We start from the raw sequence: 19326 nt of genomic DNA on the forward strand, positions 1-19326 counted from the left end.
TTCTCAAGGAACGGACGCTTCCTTTGTACTCACCCTCTCGGGCTTTCCTCCGGGCGCTTCCCTTCGGTCTTGCGTTTCCGACTCTATCAGACCGTCTCCCGATCCGATTTCCTCGGCGCTTTCCAGGTTCCCGCTCTCGCGTTTCCCTTTCCGGCGATTCCGACTCTATCAGATCCTTTCGGGCCTGACTCCCAGTCAGAGGGGGCTGTCGTCCCGGCCGTTGGGCCGTTCCGACGTCTCAAACCTTAGCGGATCCCTTCGGCAGTTCCTAATCGGGCTGCCGAGTCCAATCGAATTGAATTCGGGCGCGCCGAAAGCAATCCCATTGGGAGATCGTTCTGATGGTTTGAGGGTGCCGCTCGTGCGGCGGAGGTGTTGTCGCAGAACCGTTACGGCTCCGTGGCAACCCGAAGAACTTTACGGATCCAGCAGGGGCTTGTCAAGCACCTGCTGTCAAGATCTTTTATGTCGACCTCAGTCGAGGTCGGTGAGGCGTCCGCCCGCATCCGGCTGGGCGTGTTCCACCCTGCGCAGCAGACGGGTGAGGACCTCTCCCAGGGTACTCCGCTCGTCGGGAGACAGGTCCTGGAGGAGGTCCTCCTCGAAGACCGTGGCGAGGCGCATCGCCTCGAGCCACTTCTCGCGGCCCTCTGCGGTCAGCTCCACGATCACCCGGACCCGGTTGGACTCGTCGCGCTCACGAGTGACCAGACCTTCGGCGACCATGCGGTCGATCCGGTGGGTCATCGCGGCGGGCGTCAGACCGAGGCGCTTGGCGAGATCGCTCGGGCCCAGGCGGTAGGGGGCGCCGGAGAGCACGAGGGCCTTGAGGACCTCCCACTCGGCGTTGCTGATGCCGAGGGCGGAGGTCTGGCGGCCGTAGGCGACGTTCATACGGCGGTTCAGGCGGGACAGGGCCGAGACGATCTTTTCGACCTGGGGGTCGAGGTCCCGGAACTCGCGCTGGTAGGCGGCGATCTGCTCTTCGAGTGTCGGTTCACCGAGGGTGCCGGGGGTGTCGCCCATGCGCGAAGTATGGCATGGGCGTGCTTGGCGTTGAAGTTCTTCTGGGTGTACTGTTTAGCTTCGAAGTTTAGCTTCGAAGTCTTCACTCCTAACTACTGAGAGAGGTGAACGTGACCAGGGCGATGGGCGCAGCGATGCGCCGGATCCACGTGGGCAACGCACTCAGCGCGTTCGGACTCGGCTTCACCGTCCCCTACCTGTACGTCTATGTGGCGCAGGTGCGGGGGCTGGGGGCCATGACGGCGGGTCTCGTGCTCGCTGTCTTTGCCGTGGCCGCGCTGATCGTGCTGCCGTTCGCCGGGCGGGCCATCGTCCGGCGCGGTCCCCGGCCGGTCCTGCTCGCCGCCCTGGTCACTGCCGCCGTAGGGGCGCTGAGCCTGGGGCTGGCGAGCAGCAGTACCGCCGTGCTGTTGTCGGCGGCCGCGCTCGGGGCCGGTCAGGCCGTGATGCAGCCGGCGCTCGCGACGATGATCGTGGACTGCTCGACGGCGGACACGCGCTCGCGTGCGTTTGCGATGCAGTTCTTCCTGCAGAACCTGGGGCTGGGTGTCGGCGGGCTCATCGGCGGCCATCTCGTCGACTCTACGCGCGTCGACTCCTTCACACTGCTGTTCTCGATCGAGGCTGCGGTGTTCCTGCTGCTCGCGGTCGTGATGGCCACCGTGCGGATGCCGCACTCCCCGCGCATGGAGGGCGCGCCCGCGCAGTCCGCGAAGGGCAGCTGGAAGCAGCTGCTCGGCAACCGGGCCATGGTGCAGCTGTCCGTACTCGGCTTCGTGCTGTTCTTCGCCTGCTACGGACAGTTCGAGTCCGGGCTGAGCGCGTACGGCGTCGAGGCCGCGGGCATCTCGACGTCGGCGCTGGGGACGGCGCTCGCCGCCAACACCCTGATGATCGTCGTCGCGCAGTTCGCCGTGCTGAGGTTCGTCGAGCGCCGGCGCCGGTCCCGGGTGATCGCCGCTGTCGGGCTGATCTGGGCCGTGGCGTGGGTCATGGCCGGGTACGCCGGGCTCGGGCACGGCAGCCGGGAGATGGCGACTGCCGCGTTCGTGTCGACGTACGCCCTGTTCGGGCTGGGTGAGGCGATGCTGTCGCCGACCGTCGCTCCGCTGGTCGCCGATCTCGCGCCGACGGGGATGGCGGGGCAGTACAACTCCGCCTTCGCCCTGGTGAAGCAGCTCGCGCTGGCCGTCGGGCCGGCCGTGGGCGGGCCGCTGGGAGCCTCGCTGCCCGCGCCGTACATCGTGACGTTCCTGCTGTTCTCGCTGGGGATCACCTTCCTCGCGCTGCGCCTTGGGCGGCAGCTCACCGCCGTACAGGACCAGCCGTGGCGCGGGAGGAGCCGGGTGGTCGCCCGGGGTGGGGCCGCTGCGGAGCCGGTGGTCGCGGAGGCCTGAGCCGGGTCAGGTCGCGCCCTTGGGGAGGACGAACTCGCACCAGACCGCCTTGCCGCCGCCCGGTGTGCGCCTTGAGCCCCAGTTCGAGGCGATCGTCGCGACGATGGCGATGCCCCGACCCGACTCGTCGCCGGGTTCCGCCCGGCGGCGGCGCGGCAGGTGGTCGTCGCCGTCGGTGACCTCGATGATCAGGCGGCGGTCGGTGCGGCGCAGGCGCAGGCGCATGGGTGGGGTGCCGTGCTGGAGGGAGTTGGCGACCAGTTCGCTGGCCGCGAGGACGCCGAGGTCGTGCAGGTCGGTGGGGAAGCGCCAGCTGGTCAGGACGCCGGAGGCGAAGGCACGCGCGCGTGGGGCCGCTTCGATGCCGCCGAGGAGTTCGAGGGCCGCGTTGCGGAAGAGGTCGCTGTCCGGGCCGGTGCGGGCCGGGTGCTGAAGGACCAGGACGGCGACGTCGTCGTCGTGGTCCGCCGTCACGCCCGCCGAGCGGACCAGGCGGTCGCAGACGACCTGGGGGGTGCCCGTGGCGCCGGCCAGGGCTCGCTGCAGGGCCGCGATGCCCTCGTCGAGGTCCTCGTTCCGGCGTTCCACCAGGCCGTCCGTGTAGAGGACGGCTGTGGAGCCGGGGCCCAGGGGGACCGAGCCCGAGGCGTGCATCCAGCCGCCCGTGCCGAGGGGCGGCCCGGTCGGTTCGTCGGCGCGCAGGACGACTCCGCTCTCGTCGCGGACGAGGATCGGCAGGTGGCCGGCGGAGGCGTACACCAGGCGGCCCTCGTTCGGGTCGTGGATGGCGTAGACGCAGGTCGCGATCTGGTTGGCGTCGATCTCCGTGGCCAGGCCGTCGAGGAGCTGCAGGACCTCGTGCGGGGGGAGGTCGAGGCGGGCGTACGCGCGGACCGCTGTGCGGAGTTGGCCCATGACGGCCGCGGCTCGTACGCCCCGGCCCATCACGTCACCGATGACCAGGGCCGTGCGGCCGCCGCCGAGGGTGATCACGTCGTACCAGTCGCCGCCGACCGCCGCCTCGGTGCCGCCTGGCTGGTAGGTGGCGGCGATGCGCAGGTCGTCGGGTTCTTCGAGTTCCTGGGGCAGCAGGGAGCGCTGGAGGGTGACGGCTGTCTCGCGCTGCCGGCGTTCGCTGGCGCGGAGGCGTTCTGCGGCCTCGGCGTGGTCGGTGACGTCGGTGGCGAAGACCAGTACGCCCGCGTTCTCGCCCTCCGTCACGGGGGTGCAGGTGAAGGTGTAGGAGCGGCCGTCGGGGGCCTTGCGGGACTTGAGGGTACGGGGCTTGCGGCTGCGCAGGACCTGGTCGAGGAGCGGGAGCAGGCCCAGTTCGTCGAGTTCGGGGAGGGATTCGCGGGTGGGCTCGCCCAGCGGCCGTACACCGAAGGCCGTCACATAGGCGTCGTTGATGTAGGCGACACGGTGGTCGGGGCCGTGGACGAGAGCGACGAGGGCCGGGACGCGGTCGAGGACCTCGCGGACGGGGAGCTCGTCGACGGCCGGTACGGGTGCGTGCTCGTCGGTGAGTTGTTCGGCGCGGGCCGCGGGCACGGGGTTCGGGGTCTCGGCCTGCCGGTCGGGGGCGGCCGTGTGATCGGTCCGCGCTGCGGCGCGGCGCTGCGTTCCGGGGAGCCGGGCGCTCCAGCGCGTGAAGTTCACGAATCCTTGCCTCGTGTCGTCGTCTTCGGCGTCTTCGGCCGGCTCCGGACCCGGCCGGAGGGCTGGGGGGTGACACCCCCGGGATGCAGCACGGTGGAGAGAGCCTCTTGGGTTCGAAGGGCGAGCATCTGCTCGCCCCGGGAGCGGGGATCAGTCTGGCAGTGTGGCCTACCGGGGCGACATCCGTGAGACGCCCGGTCGGTCGGTGGAGTTCCTGGGTCCGGTCAGGACGACCCCTTCGGGTCGTTCATCGGGTCGGTAGGAGGCTTTCCACCGGCCGCGAGTTCGAACTCCGCTCGGGGATGTTCGAGCGAACCCAGGGAGACGATCTCCCGCTTGAAGAGGCCCGAAAGGGTCCATTCCGCCAGAACACGGGCCTTGCGATTGAAGGTGGGCACCCTGCTGAGGTGGTAGACGCGGTGCATGAACCAGGCAGGGTAGCCCTTCAGCTTGCGCCCGTAGACGTGGGCGACGCCCTTGTGCAGGCCCAGGGAGGCGACCGAGCCGACGTACCTGTGGGAGTACGTCTCCAGGGGTTCACCGCGCAGGGAGTGCGCGATGTTGTCGCCGAGGAGCTTGGCCTGGCGGACCGCGTGCTGGGCGTTGGGTGCGGTCTCGGTGCCGGGTTCGGCGGCGGTGACGTCGGGGACCGCGGCCGCGTCTCCTGCCGCCCACGCGTGCGTGACGCCCTCGATCGTCAGCTGGGGGGTGCATTTCAGCCGACCGCGTTCGGTGCGGGGCAGGTCGGTGGCGGCGAGCAGCGGGCTGGGCTTCACCCCGGCGGTCCAGACGACCGTGCGGGTCGGGAAGCGGGCGCCGTCGCTGAGGACGGCGACACGGTCCGCGCAGGACTCCAGGCGGGTGTGCAGGCGTACGTCGATGTTGCGGCGGCGTAGCTCGGTGACCGTGTAGCGGCCCATCTCCTCGCCGACCTCGGGCAGGATGCGGTCCGAGGCCTCCACGAGGATCCACTTCATGTCCTCGGGCCGGAGGTTGTGGTAGTAGCGGGCGGCGTAGCGGGCCATGTCCTCGAGCTCGCCGAGCGCCTCGACCCCGGCGAAGCCGCCGCCGACGAAGACGAAGGTGAGGGCCGCGTCGCGGATCGCGGGGTCGCGGGTGGAGGAGGCGATGTCCATCTGCTCGATGACGTGGTTGCGCAGGCCGATGGCCTCCTCGACCGACTTGAAGCCGATGCCGTGGTCGGCGAGGCCCGGGATGGGCAGCGTGCGCGAGATCGAACCGGGGGCGAGGACGAGTTCGTCGTACGTCATGTGCTCGGGGCCCGCTCCCTCCTCCTCCGTGGCGAGGGTGGTGAGGGTGGCGGTGCGTTTGGCGTGGTCGATGGAGACGACCTCGCCGACGACGACATGGCACTGGTCCAGGACGCGGCGCAGCGGTACGACGACATGCCGGGGTGAAATGGCACCGGCGGCCGCTTCGGGAAGGAATGGCTGATAGGTCATGTAGGGGTCGGGAGTGACGACTGTGATCTCGGCCTCGCCCCGCCTGAGTTCCCGTTTCAGCTTCTGCTGGAGGCGCAGGGCCGTGTACATCCCGACGTAGCCACCGCCGACAACGAGAATGCGCGCACGTTCCTTCACCATCCCATGACGCACCCAGCGCTTGAGTTTGTCCACAGCCCCGGCAATTTGTGTGACGCGGGGCCGGGGACGCCCAGGGTTGGCCGAATTGCCCGACTGCCCGGAAGCAGTGCAGGTCAGCGGGTGTGCGCCGGATGACCTTGGGGGGCGCAATCGGGACGTATGCGACCCGTACTCCGATCGGGGGGCGCTCTGTGCGGAACCTGCCCCTTCTGAATTGACTCCCTCTCAACTATGTTCGTGTCTCGACGGGGTGTAGGGGGATGCACTCATCGGTCGTCGAGTCCGCGAAGGACGGGCCGGTGAACCGGGCTTGTTCCCACGCTCCGGCAACCAATGAATGGCGGGGAGAGTCTCCGGGGGGAGACGTCATTACCGGGGGAACGCTTATGCATGTTCAGGACTCTCATTGGTCGTCCGCGTCTGCACTGACATCGGGCGGCATCGTGAGCGCGGCGACGGGCAACGGACGCGGGGACGCCTCGCGCACGACGCCGCTGCGCGTGGATGCACAGCGCAATCTGGAGCACGTACTGCGCGCGGCGCGCGAGGTCTTCGGCGAGCTGGGGTACGGCGCGCCGATGGAGGACGTGGCGCGGCGGGCGCGGGTGGGTGTGGGGACCGTGTACCGGCGGTTCCCGAGCAAGGACGTCCTGGTGCGGCGGATAGCCGAGGAGGAGACCTCCCGGCTGACCGACCAGGCCCGGGCGGCGCTCGGCCAGGAGGACGAGCCGTGGTCGGCGCTCTCGCGCTTCCTGCGGACCTCGGTGGCCTCGGGTGCCGGGCGGCTGCTGCCGCCGCAGGTGCTGCGGGTCTCGGTCGCCGACGACGGGTCCGAGGGGACGGTCTTCGACGAGGCCCGGGTACCGCAGCAGCGGACCCAGCCGGGTTCCGGGGAGCTGAGGCTCGTTCCCGAAGGGGCCTCCGGGGTGTCGGCGGAGGACGACACGGGTGCGGGGGCGCTGCTCGACGTCGTGGGCCAGCTCGTGGAGCGGGCGCGCGCGGCGGGTGAGCTGCGGCCCGACGTCTCGGTCTCGGACGTACTGCTGGTCATCGCGACGGCGGCGCCCTCGCTGCCGGACGCGGCGCAGCAGGCGGCCGCTTCGGCTCGGCTGCTCGACATCCTGCTGGAGGGGCTGCGGTCACGGCCGGCCTGAGGCGGCGGCCCGTCCGCGGGGCGGGTCGTGTCAGCGTCTGCGGCGGCCCGTAACTCGAACGGTCCGTAACTCGAAGAGGTGACGGTGGGGCGTGGGCACCGCACGGCCCGCGCGCCCGGCGTGAGCCCGGAATGAGCGGGACATTTCCGGCATGCCACTCAACTGCCGTTCAACTTCCGCCTGTCGGGCGTCGATTGAGCCTTCCCCGAATGAGTGACGGCTAGTACTACGGCACGACAAGTCCCCACGGACGGGTGGATGGTCCGCTCTGATGGGTCCTGAACAAAAGCCAATATGGCACTCTGACCCGGTGTTCGGGACTGGTTGGGCTGGCGTCGGGGGCTTTCCGCGATGAGCGTTGACGGGCGGGACGAGCCACTGGGTGACGGTGACCCGGAGGCCGGTGGTTCGCCGCAGGTGCCGAGTCAGGGCGGGCCGGGCGGACGGGCGGGTGTCCCGCGCGGCGGCGGTCGCCCGGAGACCGTCATCCCGCCGCAGGGCGGCGAGCCGGTCGAGCCCGTCGAGGGCAGTGTCCCGGCGCAGCGCGACCGGCGGGAGGACGGTGTCCTGCCGCCGCCCAGGGACCAGCCGCCCTCCGACGCCGATCTGATCGGGCGGATGCGCTCGGGCGACGACACCGCGTACGAGGAGCTGTACCGGCGGCACGCGGACGCGGTGCGCCGCTACGCCCGCACCTGCTGCCGCGACGCGCACACCGCCGACGACCTCACCGCCGAGGTCTTCGCCCGCATGCTCCAGGCGGTGCGCGGCGGCCACGGCCCCGAGCATGCCGTACGCGCGTATCTGCTCACCACCGTCCGGCGGGTGGCCGCGAACTGGACGAAGTCCGCGAGGCGGGAGCAACTGGTCGACGACTTCGCGGTGTTCGCGGCGCAGGCCGCGCGCTCCTCCGAGGTGTCCGAGGACGACACCCTGGAGCTCGGCGCCGACGTGCGCGCGATGCACGAGGCCGAGCAGTCCATGGCCATGCAGGCCTTCCGGTCGCTGCCCGAGCGCTGGCAGGCCGTGCTGTGGCACACCGAGGTCGAGGACGAGTCGCCGAGCGAGGTCGCCACGCTCTTCGGTCTTGACGCCAACGGCACGCGGGTGCTCGCCAGCCGCGCCCGTGAGGGCCTCAAGCAGGCCTACCTCCAGGCCCACGTCAGCGCCACGCTCGCCGGCGACGAGGAGTGCGCCCGCTACGCCGACCGGCTCGGCGCCTACGCCCGCGGCGGACTGCGCACGCGTGCCGAGCGGGGGCTGCGCAAGCACCTGGAGGAGTGCGCCAAGTGCCGGCTGGCCGCGGGCCAGATCAAGGAAGTCGCCGGCGGTATCCCGGGCGTCGTGCCGGTCGCGGTCATCGGCTGGTTCGGTGCCGCCGGGTACGCCAAGGTGGCCGCGCTCGTCGCGGGCGGCACCGGAGCCGGCGCTGCGGGGGTCGCGGGCGCGGCCGCCGCGGCGAGCGGCGGCTCCTCCGGCGGGGCGGGTGCCGGTGGCGCGGCGGCCTCCGAGGGGCTGGGTGCGCCCGCGAAGATCGGCCTCGCCGCCGGTGTCCTCGCCGCCGCGGGTGTGGCGGTGGCCCTCGCGCTGTCCGGGAGCCACACCCCGGTCAGGAAGCCGGACGCGAAGCCACCGGCCTCCGCGCCGGCCGTCCGGCGTGAGTCGCCCGAGCCGACGCCACCGAAGAAGAAGCCCGAGCCGAAGCCGCCGGTGATCGTGCCCGCGGCGGCTCCCGCGCCGACCGCGGCCCCCGCTCCCCGGCCGAAGGCCACCCCGACCCCCACTCCCGCCCCCAAGCCGGAACCGAAGCCGAAGCCGAAGCCGGCCCCGAAGCCCACGCCCACCCCCACCCCCACTCCGCCGCCGGTTCCGGCCGTCTACCAGTGGAGCGGGCTGTCGTACGACCTCGGCGGCGACGGCACCAAGCCCGAGATGCGGATCGGCGAGAGCAGCTGGGTGTGGCAGCGGTACGGCATGGCGATCGCCGGCAAGCAGTACGCGAACGGCGTGACCGTGCACGGCGCGTCGTCCGTCACCGTCGACCTCAACCGCGCCTGCTCCGCCTACGACGCCTCGGTCGGCGTCGACGACATGACCCTGGGTCTCGGCAAGGTCTACTTCTCCCTCTACGCCGACGGCGTCCGGCTGTGGCAGTCCGGGCTGGTCCAGGCCGGCCACCAGGCCGTCCCGGTCCATGTGAACCTCGCCGGGCACCGGACCGTACGGCTGGTCGTGCAGCCGCAGAGCAGCTTCGACACCCTGACGCTCGCGGACTGGGCCGATTCGAAGTTCACCTGCTCGTAGGGCGTACGGCCCCGGTTCGGGCTGCGGTTCGGCTACGGGAGCTGCTCGGCAGCGTGCTTGTGCAGGGCCTCGCCCAGTTCGGCGAGGAGGTCATCGGCGGTCAGGGCAGCGCCCCGGGCGCACTCGGCCTCGTACTCCTCGGCGCACAGCGCGGCGCGGGCGGCGGCCTCGGCACGCTCGGCCTCGGCGCGCTCCGGCATGGTGCGCGGTTGGTCGCCGCGCAGGTGCTGCGCGGCGGCGAGCAGGCGGACCGCGCGCGGATGGTCTCCGAGGTCGGACAGCACGACGGCCGTGCTGTCCACGAGGGTCGCCGTGATCACGTCGGCGCAGCGCCGCTCCACCGCCTCGCGGACGGTGTCGGCCAGCTTCGGCAGTCCGTGCGCCGGGCCCGAGTCGGCGACCGTCACCAGGGCGTCGATCGCGTTCAGCATCACCATGAACTGGTGCGGAGGCGTGCCCCGCCCGATCTCCGCGCGAGCCGCCTCGTGCAGTGCGCGGGCACGGGCGGTGTCCTTCTCGTCCAGCGCGAGCTGGGCGCGCAGCAGCAGCACGAACGCCCTGGAGTCCGGAACGCCGTAGCGGTCGGCGGCGGTGGTCGCCTCGTCCAGGCCACTGAGCGCGGTCGCGCGGTCCCCCGCCCGGTAGGCGATCTCGGCGAGGCGGGCCAGCAGGAACGGTGTCTCGGTGTACGCGCCCACCTCGTAGGCGAGCCGCAGCGCCTCCCCGTACTCGCCCTTGGCCTCCTCCAGACGGCTCCGGGCCATCGCCGCCTCGCCGGCCGCGCTGCACACCTGGGCCCGCATCCAGCGGTCGCCGACGCGTCGGCTCAACGCCCTCAGCTCCGCGAGGTCCTCGTCGACGCCCTCCAGGCCGCCCGGGGAGTCAACCGCCATGTGCGTACGGAACATCAGGGCGACGCCGACCGCCCAGTCGTCGCCGTGGACACGGCAGTTGGCGACGGCGACGTCCAGGGCGTCGCGGACGTCCTGCTGGCTGTCCAGGACGAAGGTGGTGAACGGCCAGACGAGCCCCGGCATACGGGCCGCCTCCGGACCGCCCCGCGCGAAGAAGTCCCGCAGCCGGCCGACGTACTGACGCATCCGGTCGTCCAGCAGCACGTCCATCGGCTGGGTGTCCGACCTCATGAAGAGGTGCAGCATCCGGAGGTTCATACGGAGGGTGTGGCGGGGGTGGTGTGCTTCGGCGTCGGGGGCGGAGAGGTAGGCGTCGATGGGGTCCATGGCGGGGGCCTGCGGGGCGGCGGCTGTGTTGTCCAGGGCGACGCCCAGGCGGAGGATCCGGTCCAGCCAGGACTCGGCCTCGTGGCGGTAGTTGCGCAGCCACCAGAACCAGCCCATGGACAGGGCGAGGGCGCCGGCCTCCGGCTCGGCGCCCGCGGTGAGGGCACGGTGGAGGGCTGCGCGGATGTTGTCCAGCTCGGTCTCCAGACGGGAGATCCACGGGAGTTGGCCGGCGGAACGCAGGAGGGGGTCGGCCTCCTCCACGAGCGCGCGCACCCAGGCGCTGTGCCGGCACTCGGCCGCGGCGCGCAGTCCGGGGGCCTCGGCGGCGCGCTCCGCGGCGTACTCGTGGATGGTCTCCAGCATGCGGTAGCGCATGCCGCCGGAGCCGCTCCCGTCGTACGACGTCCCGGCCGGGGTGGCCACGATCAGGGACTTGTCGACGAGCGCCCCGATGAGATCGGTCGCGGGGCCGGTGCACACGGTCTCCGCCGCCGCGAGGTCCCAGCCGCCGGCGAACACGGAGACCTCGCGCAGCACCGTGCGCTCCCGCTCGTCGAGCAGTTCCCAGGACCAGTCGACGACCGCGCGCAGGGTCTGCTGGCGGGGCAGGACCGTACGGCTTCCGGAGGTGAGGAGGCGGAAGCGGTCGTCGAGGCGGTCGGCGATCTGGCGGGGGGTGAGCAGCCGGAGCCGGGCCGCGGCCAGTTCGATGGCGAGCGGCAGGCCGTCCAGGCGGCGGCAGATCTCCGCCACCGCCTCGCGGTCGCGGAGCACGGCGGCCGCGTCGGGACGGACGGCGGACGCCCGCTCCTCGAAGAGGCGGTGCGCCTGGTCGAGGGCGAGGGGTTCGACCGGGCGCACGGACTCGCCGGGGACGCCCAGGGGTTCACGGCTGGTGGCGAGGATCGTGAGCCCTGGGCAGCGGGTGAGCAGCGTCTCGGCGAGGGCTGCCGCTGCTTCTATGACATGCTCGCAGTTGTCAAGGATCAGGAGTTGGCTGCGCGGGGCGCAGTACTCGACGAGCAGGGCGAGCGGGTCGTCCTGCGGGGCCGTCAGCTCGGTGGTCATCAGCACGGTCTCGCGCAGACCGAGGGCGCTGACCACCGCACCCGGTACCGCCTCCGGGCGGTCCAGCGGTGCCAGTTCGACCAGCCAGGCCTGGGGGAGCCCGGCGGCGGCCTCCTCGGCGAGGCGGGTCTTTCCGGAGCCGCCCGGACCCGTGAGGGTGACGAGCCTTGCCCTGTGCAATTCGGAACGGATGGCGTCGAGTTCTGGTTCCCGGCCCACGAAAGAGGTAAGGCGGGGACGGATGTTGCCGGTGCGGGTGGGGGGTTCGGGTCGGGGGGCGGCGGGGGTGGGCTGCGGTGTCGGCGTGGGGGTGAGCAGTTCCGCGTGCAGGGCACGTAGTTGGGGGCCCGGGTCTGTGCCCAGGCCGTCGGCGAGGGCTCGGCGGGCGGTCTCGTAGGCGGCGAGGGCGTCGGCCGTGCGGCCCGTGTCGCGCAGGGCGCGGATGAGGAGGGCGTGCAGCGGTTCGTCGTACGGGTGCGCCGCGGTCAGTTCCTTCAGGTGCGGTACGGCGGCGTGGGCGCGGCCGAGGTGCAGGTCCGCGTCGATGCGGGCCCTTGTCGCCTCGCGGTGCAGCGCTTCGGGGCGGGTGGCGGCGAGGCGGTCCGGGAGGTCGGCGAGGGCGGGGCCGCGGTACAGGGCGAGGGCCTGGTCGAGTGTGTGCGCGGCGCTGTGCGGGTCGCCGTGGTCGAGGGCGGTGGTGCCCTGGCGTACCAGTCGCTCGAAGACGAACAGGTCTACGTCGTCCCGGGTCGCCTCGAGGCGGTAGCCGCCGGGGGCGGAGGTGATGCTCTGTCTGCCCAGGATGCGGCGCAGGCGGGCGACAAGGGCCTGGAGTGCGGCGGGGGCGTCCTGGGGCGGGGTGTCCGACCAGACCTCGTCGATGAGGGTGTCGGGGGTGGTGACTCGGCCCGGGCGCAGGGCCAGGGCGGTGAGGAGGGTGCGGAGGCGTGGGCCGGGGATGGGTAGGGCGGTGCCGTGGTCGTCCTCTGCCTGGGTGACGCCCAGGATTCTGTACCGCACCAGGTCATTGTCGCCGGGGGGTGGGAGCGGGGCACGTGGTTTGTGGAGGCCGGGCCCCAGGGGGCGCTGCGGGTGACGGTCACCGGAGGTTTTTTCGCCCCCGCCGCCCCTACCCGTCCCGTCCCCAGGGGCTCCGCCACTTCGACCCCGCCAGGGGCTCCGCCACTGGACCCCGTTCGGCCTGAACGGCCTCGTCCTCAAACGCCGGACGGGCTGAGAGATGCGTCCGGGGCTGAGAGGCGTGGACGCTCATGCCACCCCCGCTCCCCCGCCGGAAGCCAGTGCCCCCCTCCGGGGTGTGATGCCCGCCGGTACCGCTCGCTGGCGGGCCGGGGTGCCCGTCCAGCAGGTTCCTCGGCGGGCGAGGAGGCGGCGCAGCCAGAGTTCCAGGGAGACCAGGTCTGCGAGGCCGTCCAGGGGGAGGGGCTCGCCTGCTGCGGCTGCGCGGAGGGCCTTGCGGACCACTCGGGCCTCCACCAGGCCCGCCTCCGCCAGCAACGGGGTGCCGAAGAGGGCCATCAGGGAGTCGGCGGCCACCCTCAGCCCGGTGCGGGCCGCCACCGCTGCCGAGGCGTGGGAAGGGGCGCCCCAGCCGGGCGGGAGGTCGCTCACGCCGGCGCCTTCCAGGACCGTACGGAGGATCTCGGCACGCGCGCCGGGCTGTACGCGCAGCGCCTCGGGAAGGGCGCGGCAGGCGCGGACCACCTGGTTGTCGAGGAACGGCGCGTGCAGGCGCTGGGAGCGGATCTCGGCCGCCTGTTCCAGGATGCGCAGGTCGGCGGCGTGGCGGGCCAGGGCTGCGCGGGCGCGGTAGTCGCCCGGGCGCTGGGCCGGCCCTACGCCCGCGCGGCCCGTCGACGCCTGCAGGCGAACCGATACTTCAGCGAGGGCCTCGCCGGTCAGCCAGCGCGCCGCCGGGCCCGGTCTGGCCCAGGTGAGGGCGGCGAGGGACGCGCCGACGGCGCCGCCCGGCTCGTCGAAGCGGCGTTGCAGGAGGCGTTCCGCGAGGAGTTCGAGGCCCGCCCGGTACGGGGTCCTCGCCAGCTTCCGGGCGGCGCCGTACACGCGCGCGGGGACCATCACCGAGCCGTCCGCCTTCGCGAGCGCCGCGACGGGACGGACCAGGTGGCGCCTTTTGCGGTCCATCAGGAGGTCGGCCAGCCGGGCCGGGTGCGCGTCCAGGACCTGGCGGGCGCCGTAGCCCGTGAAGTGGTCCGCGCTGCCGGAGGCGAGGCGGGTGCGGTGGCGGGCCGCCGTGACCAGGGACTGGCCCGGTTCGTCCGTCAGGGGGCCGTCCAGTTCGGCGTACGGGAGCGCCTCCTCGCCCCCGGTCACCACCACGTGGTGCAGGCGGGGGTTGGCGGCCAGCGATCCCGCCCGCTCCAGTTCCGCCTCGCGGCCGCCGACCGCCAGGTCGTTGAAGGTGACCGCCAGCAGGCGTTCGCCCGCGCCCGTGCCGTGGCCCAGGACCGTGCCCGGCATGCCCGGCAGGCCGGCCGCCAGCAGGGCGAGCGTCCCCGACGCCGGGCCGCCGGAGAGGTCCGCGCCGATGCCCGCCACCGGCATCCCCCGCGCGGCGCGGCGCTCCGCCGGGCCCATGCCGGGGACGGGACCGGGGTCTATGTCGGCTCCCGGGACGTGTCTCGGCGCCGCCAGGCGCGCGCGTACCGCCTCCACCAGCGCGTCGCGCACCGCGTCGACCGCGCTGTCCGGGTCCGCCGAGGGGGCCGCCACCGCGAGCGAGGCGACCGGCTCGTAGCCGGCGATCTCCCGCGCGCCCGCGCGCAGGATCAGCGCATGCCCCGGCGGGATGCGCCGTACGCCGTCGTAGGGCGTGGAGTCGTGCAGCGCGGCCGGTACGTCCGGGGCGGCGAGGAGCGCGGCGAGGTGGCCGAAGTCGAGGTTGGCCTCGATGAGGTCGGCGAGGGGGAGCGCGGCGGTGGCGTAGGCCGTACCGCCTGCCCACGGGGTGTAGAAGACGGGGCGGGCGCCCGCCAGGTCGCCGCAGACGGTGACCCGGCGGCCGACCTGGACGATCGCCGTGTAGCTGCCCGGCCAGGCCGTCAGATGGCGCAGCGCGCCCCCGCGCGCGGCGAAGAGACCGACCCGCAGCTGCTCGTCGGAGGCCCCGCACGTGCCCAGGACCGCGATCCGGGTCTGGGCGTCGGCCTTGACCACCCGCACCTCGTCCGGCCGCCAGTCGCCGACCGCCCAGAGCGGATCCGGGTCGCCCCACAGGAGTTGGGAGCCCACCGGGTGCACGGTCTCGCCGTCCTGTCCGGTGGCCCCCGCGGAACCGATCTCCGAAGCCCCCGCGGCGGTGCTGCTCCATCCCACCAACCACCGCATGGACGCCTCCACAGGCCGTGGACAACCAGTGCACCGTACGAACTGGTTCACCATGCTGCCATGAAGGGCGCACGCCGGAGGCGTGGTGGAGCCGCTTACGATCCCCGGACGGCGCTTCGGCGCTCAACCGCCCGCAGGACCGAACACCCGTACCCGGTACGGTGTCTGCGACGCGAATGCGCCCCCGGAATGCTCCCCGAAAACGCCCTTCACGCCCTCAAGTTCCATGGTGGGGGCGGCAATTACCCGGGAATTACGGGGGCGATTTTCAGCCAAATCGGTGATGGCGGGCCAGGCTTGGACACGCTCCGTACATGCTCTGAGCATCGCCTCACCCGCGCGCAGCCCGGGAGACGGAGTTCGCCCCCCGGGCCCGTCCGCCGCCCGCGGGGATGAAGGCGGCGGTGTCCCCCAGCCCGCTGGATCCAGTACAGCGGGCCGACCCACGCACCGCCCATGGAAGCGCTCCCGGCATGGCCGGAGAAGAGCGCACGCACGGGCGCACGGCCACACAGCGGGAGCATGGCGCAACTGCGCGTATCGGTCCCGTACTTCAGTACGGACCACAATCCCGCCATCCGGAACAATGCCCCTTAACGCTTGGGATGCGGCGAACTACGCTGGGTTTACGAATGCCGCGTGGTTATGCCAGCGCGGCAGCCGTCTGTGTCGAGGGGTGGCGCATGTCCAGGGAGCAACGCGGGCCGAACGAAAAGCTCGGCGCCGTTCTCGCCCTCGCGGGAATCAGCAACGCAGGACTCGCGCGTCGCGTCAACGATCTTGGCGCTCAACGCGGGTTGACTCTTCGCTACGACAAGACCTCGGTGGCGCGCTGGGTGTCGAAGGGCATGGTGCCCCAGGGTGCCGCGCCGCACCTCATCGCCGCCGCGATAGGGCAGAAGCTCGGCCGCCCGGTGCCGCTCCACGAGATCGGTCTGGCGGACGCGGATCCCGCACCCGAAGTGGGCCTCGCCTTCCCCAGGGACGTAGGACAGGCGGTGCGGTCGGCGACGGAGCTCTACCGTCTCGACCTCGCCGGACGCCGGGCCGGCTCCGGCGGAATCTGGCAGTCGCTGGCCGGATCGTTCGCAGTAAGCGCATACGCAACGCCCGCCTCACGGTGGCTGATAACACCGGCCGACAGCTCGGTGGCGCGCGAGGCGAACTCCGCCGACGGCTCGGGCGCACCGCTCAAAGTCGGCCACAGCGATGTGCAGAAGCTGCGGGAGGCCGCCGAGGACGCCCGGCGCTGGGACTCCAAGTACGGCGGAGGCGACTGGCGTTCGTCCATGGTGCCCGAGTGCTTGAGAGTGGAGGCGGCTCCGCTGCTGCTCGGGGCGTACTCGGACGAAGTCGGGCGGGCGCTGTTCGGGGCGAGCGCCGAACTGACCCGGCTCGCGGGCTGGATGGCCTTCGACACCGGGCAGCAGGAGGCCGCGCAGCGGTACTACATCCAGGCGCTGCGGCTGGCCCGGGCCGCCGCCGACGTGCCCCTCGGAGGGTATGTACTGGCGTCCATGTCGCTGCAGGCGACCTATCGCGGCTTCGGCGACGAGGGCGTCGATCTCGCGCAGGCCGCCCTCGAGCGCAACCGGGGGCTGGCGACCGCCCGCACCATGAGCTTCTTCCGGCTCGTCGAGGCACGGGCGCACGCGCGCGCGGGTGACGCGCAGGCGGCGGGCGGGGCGCTGCGGGCCGCCGAAGGGTGGCTGGAGCGGGCCCGTGACGGTGACAATGACCCGTCCTGGCTTGGTTTCTACTCGTACGACCGTTTTGCCGCTGATGCTGCGGAGTGCTACCGGGATCTGAAGGCGCCGCGTCAGGTGCGGCGGTTCACCGAGCAGGCGCTGTCGCAGCCGACGGAGGAGTTCGTACGGTCGCACGGGCTGCGGCTGGTCGTCTCGGCGGTGGCCGAGCTGGAGTCGGGCAATCTCGATGCGGCGTGCGAGCAGGGGGTTCGGGCGGTGGAGGTGGCCGGGCGGATCTCGTCCGCGCGGACCACGGAGTATGTGAAGGATCTTCTGCACCGGCTGGAGCCCTACGGTGACGAGCCTCGGGTGGTGGAGTTGCGGGAGCGGGCGCGGCCCCTGCTGATGGCCCCCGCCTGAGCCGGGCCGGGTGCGGGAAGACCTTTCCCCTCCCACGTTTGAAGTGATTGTCAGTGGCGCAGTGCACTATCGGTAGCGGGAGGTGGTGCAGGTGCGGCCGGGGATCGCTTACGACTGTGATGTGCTGGTGGTGGGGGGTGGCATTGTCGGGCTGTCCACGGCGTACGCGATCACGCGCATCGCGCCGGGGACGCGGGTGACCGTGCTGGAGAAGGAGCCGGGGCCGGCCCGGCACCAGACGGGGCGCAACAGCGGGGTGATCCACAGCGGGATCTACTACCGCCCGGGCTCCCTGAAGGCGCGGTACGCGGTGCGGGGCGCCGCCGAGATGGTGAAGTTCTGCGCGGAGTACGGGATCGCGCATGCCGTCACCGGCAAGCTGATCGTGGCGACCGAGAAGGACGAGCTGCCGCGGCTGCACGCCCTGGTGCAGCGCGGACGGGAGAACGGGATTCCGGTACGGGAGCTGAGCGGCCCCCAGATCGCCGAGTACGAGCCGGAGGTGCGCGGCCTCGCCGCCATACACGTCGGGACGACCGGGATATGCGACTTCGTGGGGGTCGCCCGGCAGCTGGCCGAGGCATCCGGGGCGGAGATCCGGTACGGGGCGCGGGTCGAGCGGATCGACCGGCGGCCGGAGCTCGGGGCGGCCGTGCGGACGACCAGCGGCGACGTGGTCCGGGGGCGCGTGCTGGTGAACTGCGCCGGGCTGTACTGCGACGAGGTGGCCTGGCTGACCGGGGACGACCCCGAGATGCGGATCGTGCCGTTCCGGGGTGAGTACTACGAGCTGGCCCGCCCCGACCTGGTGCGCGGGCTGGTGTATCCGGTGCCGGACCCGGCGTTCCCGTTCCTCGGCGTGCACCTCACGCGCGGGATCGACGGCGGTGTGCACATCGGGCCGAACGCGGTGCCGGCGCTGGCGCGGGAGGGGTACGACTGGGGCGTGGTACGGCCGCGGGAGGTGGCGCGGACGCTGGCCTGGCCGGGGGCGTGGCGGATGGCCGGGCGGCACTGGCGGTACGGGGCCGGTGAGCTGGCGCGGTCGGTGTCCAAGGGGGCGTTCACCACGGCCGTGCGGCGGCTGCTGCCGGCGGTGAGCGCGGATGATCTGGTGCCGGCTGCGGCGGGGGTGCGGGCGCAGGCGGTGCTGCGGGACGGGGGGCTGGTGGACGACTTCCTGATCAAGGAGGGGGCTCGGGCCGTGCATGTGCTGAACGCACCCTCGCCTGCGGCGACCGCTTCGCTGCCGATCGGGCGGGAGGTGGCGGGGCGGGCGCTGGCCATGCTGGCGGCGGTGTGAGGCTGCCCGGGGCCTGAGGTGCTGGGCGGGTGGGGGCGGTGTGAGGCTGCCCGGGGCCTGAGGTGCTGGGCGGGTGGGGGCGGTGTGAGGCTGCCCGGGGCCTGAGGTGCTGGGCGGGTGGGGGCGCTCGGCCGCGCTGCGGGTGCCGCTCTCGGTGGGACGCGTGCCGCCCCAGCGGCACGACTGCCCGCAGCTACGTAGGCCGTAAAATCGACCCCATTGTGTCTGACTCCCTCAACACCCCCGAAGCCCCCCGCCCCGGCGATCACATGCCGCACATCCCCGGAGTGTCGATTCGGCATACCCGGGCCAAGGGGGAGCCACGGTTCCCGGACGGGCCGAAGGCTGATCCTGCCGGGTCGCACTTCGAGCGGCGGATCCGGAGTTTCCAGCCGCGGCGGAGCCGGGTGACCGCCGGGCAGGCGGATGCGCTGCAGCGGCTGTGGCCCAAGTGGGGACTGGACGTCGACGGGCAGCGGACCCTCGATCTCGGGGAGCTGTTCGGGAACGGCAATCCCGTCGTCCTGGAGATCGGGTTCGGGATGGGTGAGGCCACCGCGCAGATGGCCGCCGCGGACCCGGACACCAACATCCTCGCCGTGGACGTGCACACCCCAGGGCAGGGGAACCTGCTCAACCTCGCCGACCACGACGGGCTGAACAACGTCCGTGTGGCCAACGGCGACGCGATCATCCTGCTACGCGAGATGCTCACCCCGGATTCGCTGGACGGGCTGCGGGTCTACTTCCCCGACCCGTGGCCGAAGAAGCGGCATCACAAGCGGCGGCTGATCCAGCCGGAGTTCCTCGACCTCGCCGCGGCCCGGATCAGGCCCGGCGGCATCGTGCACTGCGCGACCGACTGGGAACCGTACGCCGAACAGATGCTCGAAGTGCTGACGGCGCATCCGGAGTTCGAGAACACGCAGCCAGAGGGCGGTTTTGCGCCCCGTCCCGACTTCCGGCCGCTGACCCGTTTCGAGGGCCAGGGACTGGACAAGGGACATGTCGTGAACGACCTGCTCTTCCGTCGCGTACAGCACCACAACCAGCCCCCCACCGGCGCCTGAAGCCCCACGGCCCTGCGGGC

Annotated in this window: 11 protein-coding genes; 6 read left to right on the forward strand and 5 right to left on the reverse strand. The window is 72.4% G+C overall.

Translation table 11 applies throughout. The features are described 5' to 3' along the window. Window positions 1–474 precede the first annotated feature (474 nt). Window positions 475–1026 (reverse strand): MarR family transcriptional regulator, encoded by a 552-nt coding sequence (locus tag ACIBW9_RS12255; protein ID WP_365844555.1) that lies wholly within the window; start codon window positions 1024–1026, stop codon window positions 475–477. 110 nt (window positions 1027–1136) lie between these two features. On the opposite strand from ACIBW9_RS12255, the gene ACIBW9_RS12260 reads away from it, so the two are divergent. Beyond that, on the forward strand, window positions 1137–2423 hold the full coding sequence (locus tag ACIBW9_RS12260) for an MFS transporter (RefSeq protein ID WP_398954018.1): 1287 nt from the start codon (window positions 1137–1139) through the stop codon (window positions 2421–2423). A gap of 6 nt (window positions 2424–2429) precedes the next feature. Here the strand turns inward: ACIBW9_RS12260 and ACIBW9_RS12265 are convergent, their stop codons facing one another. Further along, complete coding sequence (locus tag ACIBW9_RS12265) at window positions 2430–4082, reverse strand: SpoIIE family protein phosphatase (RefSeq protein WP_398954020.1); 1653 nt, start codon at window positions 4080–4082, stop codon at window positions 2430–2432. A gap of 224 nt (window positions 4083–4306) precedes the next feature. After that, window positions 4307–5686, reverse strand: coding sequence for an NAD(P)/FAD-dependent oxidoreductase (locus tag ACIBW9_RS12270; protein WP_398954023.1), 1380 nt, complete (start codon window positions 5684–5686; stop codon window positions 4307–4309). A 386-nt stretch (window positions 5687–6072) separates the two neighbouring features. On the opposite strand from ACIBW9_RS12270, the gene ACIBW9_RS12275 reads away from it, so the two are divergent. Both ACIBW9_RS12275 and ACIBW9_RS12280 read left to right on the forward strand, forming a co-directional pair. Then, window positions 6073–6840: a TetR/AcrR family transcriptional regulator gene (locus ACIBW9_RS12275; RefSeq protein ID WP_398954025.1), complete on the forward strand. Its 768-nt coding sequence runs from the start codon at window positions 6073–6075 to the stop codon at window positions 6838–6840. A gap of 351 nt (window positions 6841–7191) precedes the next feature. Next, the gene (locus ACIBW9_RS12280) at window positions 7192–9144 is read left to right on the forward strand and encodes a sigma-70 family RNA polymerase sigma factor (protein WP_398954027.1); all 1953 of its coding nucleotides are present in this window, start codon (window positions 7192–7194) and stop codon (window positions 9142–9144) included. 32 nt (window positions 9145–9176) lie between these two features. Here the strand turns inward: ACIBW9_RS12280 and ACIBW9_RS12285 are convergent, their stop codons facing one another. Both ACIBW9_RS12285 and ACIBW9_RS12290 read right to left on the reverse strand, forming a co-directional pair. Further along, window positions 9177–12476, reverse strand: coding sequence for a BTAD domain-containing putative transcriptional regulator (locus ACIBW9_RS12285; protein ID WP_398954029.1), 3300 nt, complete (start codon window positions 12474–12476; stop codon window positions 9177–9179). A 249-nt stretch (window positions 12477–12725) separates the two neighbouring features. Further along, the gene (locus ACIBW9_RS12290; RefSeq protein ID WP_398954031.1) at window positions 12726–14825 is read right to left on the reverse strand and encodes an asparagine synthase-related protein; all 2100 of its coding nucleotides are present in this window, start codon (window positions 14823–14825) and stop codon (window positions 12726–12728) included. 683 nt (window positions 14826–15508) lie between these two features. Here ACIBW9_RS12290 and ACIBW9_RS12295 point away from each other — a divergent pair. From ACIBW9_RS12295 to trmB, 3 genes are all read left to right on the forward strand, one after another. Continuing rightward, window positions 15509–16933 carry an MFS transporter gene (locus ACIBW9_RS12295; RefSeq protein ID WP_344403446.1) on the forward strand — a complete coding sequence of 475 codons (1425 nt, stop codon included), beginning with the start codon at window positions 15509–15511 and terminating at the stop codon, window positions 16931–16933. 82 nt (window positions 16934–17015) lie between these two features. Then, window positions 17016–18236: an L-2-hydroxyglutarate oxidase gene (gene lhgO, locus ACIBW9_RS12300; RefSeq protein ID WP_398954033.1), complete on the forward strand. Its 1221-nt coding sequence runs from the start codon at window positions 17016–17018 to the stop codon at window positions 18234–18236. A 221-nt stretch (window positions 18237–18457) separates the two neighbouring features. Beyond that, the gene (gene trmB / locus ACIBW9_RS12305) at window positions 18458–19306 is read left to right on the forward strand and encodes a tRNA (guanosine(46)-N7)-methyltransferase TrmB (protein WP_398954035.1); all 849 of its coding nucleotides are present in this window, start codon (window positions 18458–18460) and stop codon (window positions 19304–19306) included. Window positions 19307–19326: the final 20 nt, after the last annotated feature.

The organism is Streptomyces sp. NPDC049541, assembly GCF_044465725.1.
Lineage (GTDB): Bacteria > Actinomycetota > Actinomycetes > Streptomycetales > Streptomycetaceae > Streptomyces.

What these genes read in the sequence shown, in the direction of transcription:
- ACIBW9_RS12295 (WP_344403446.1), top strand. Translation starts at nt 15,509, where the DNA reads ATGTCCAGGGAGCAACGCGGGCCGAACGAAAAGCTCGGCGCCGTTCTC.
- ACIBW9_RS12280 (WP_398954027.1), top strand. Translation starts at nt 7,192, where the DNA reads ATGAGCGTTGACGGGCGGGACGAGCCACTGGGTGACGGTGACCCGGAG.
- ACIBW9_RS12255 (WP_365844555.1), bottom strand. Translation starts at nt 1,026, where the DNA reads ATGGGCGACACCCCCGGCACCCTCGGTGAACCGACACTCGAAGAGCAG.
- ACIBW9_RS12290 (WP_398954031.1), bottom strand. Translation starts at nt 14,825, where the DNA reads ATGCGGTGGTTGGTGGGATGGAGCAGCACCGCCGCGGGGGCTTCGGAG.
- ACIBW9_RS12275 (WP_398954025.1), top strand. Translation starts at nt 6,073, where the DNA reads ATGCATGTTCAGGACTCTCATTGGTCGTCCGCGTCTGCACTGACATCG.
- ACIBW9_RS12270 (WP_398954023.1), bottom strand. Translation starts at nt 5,686, where the DNA reads ATGGTGAAGGAACGTGCGCGCATTCTCGTTGTCGGCGGTGGCTACGTC.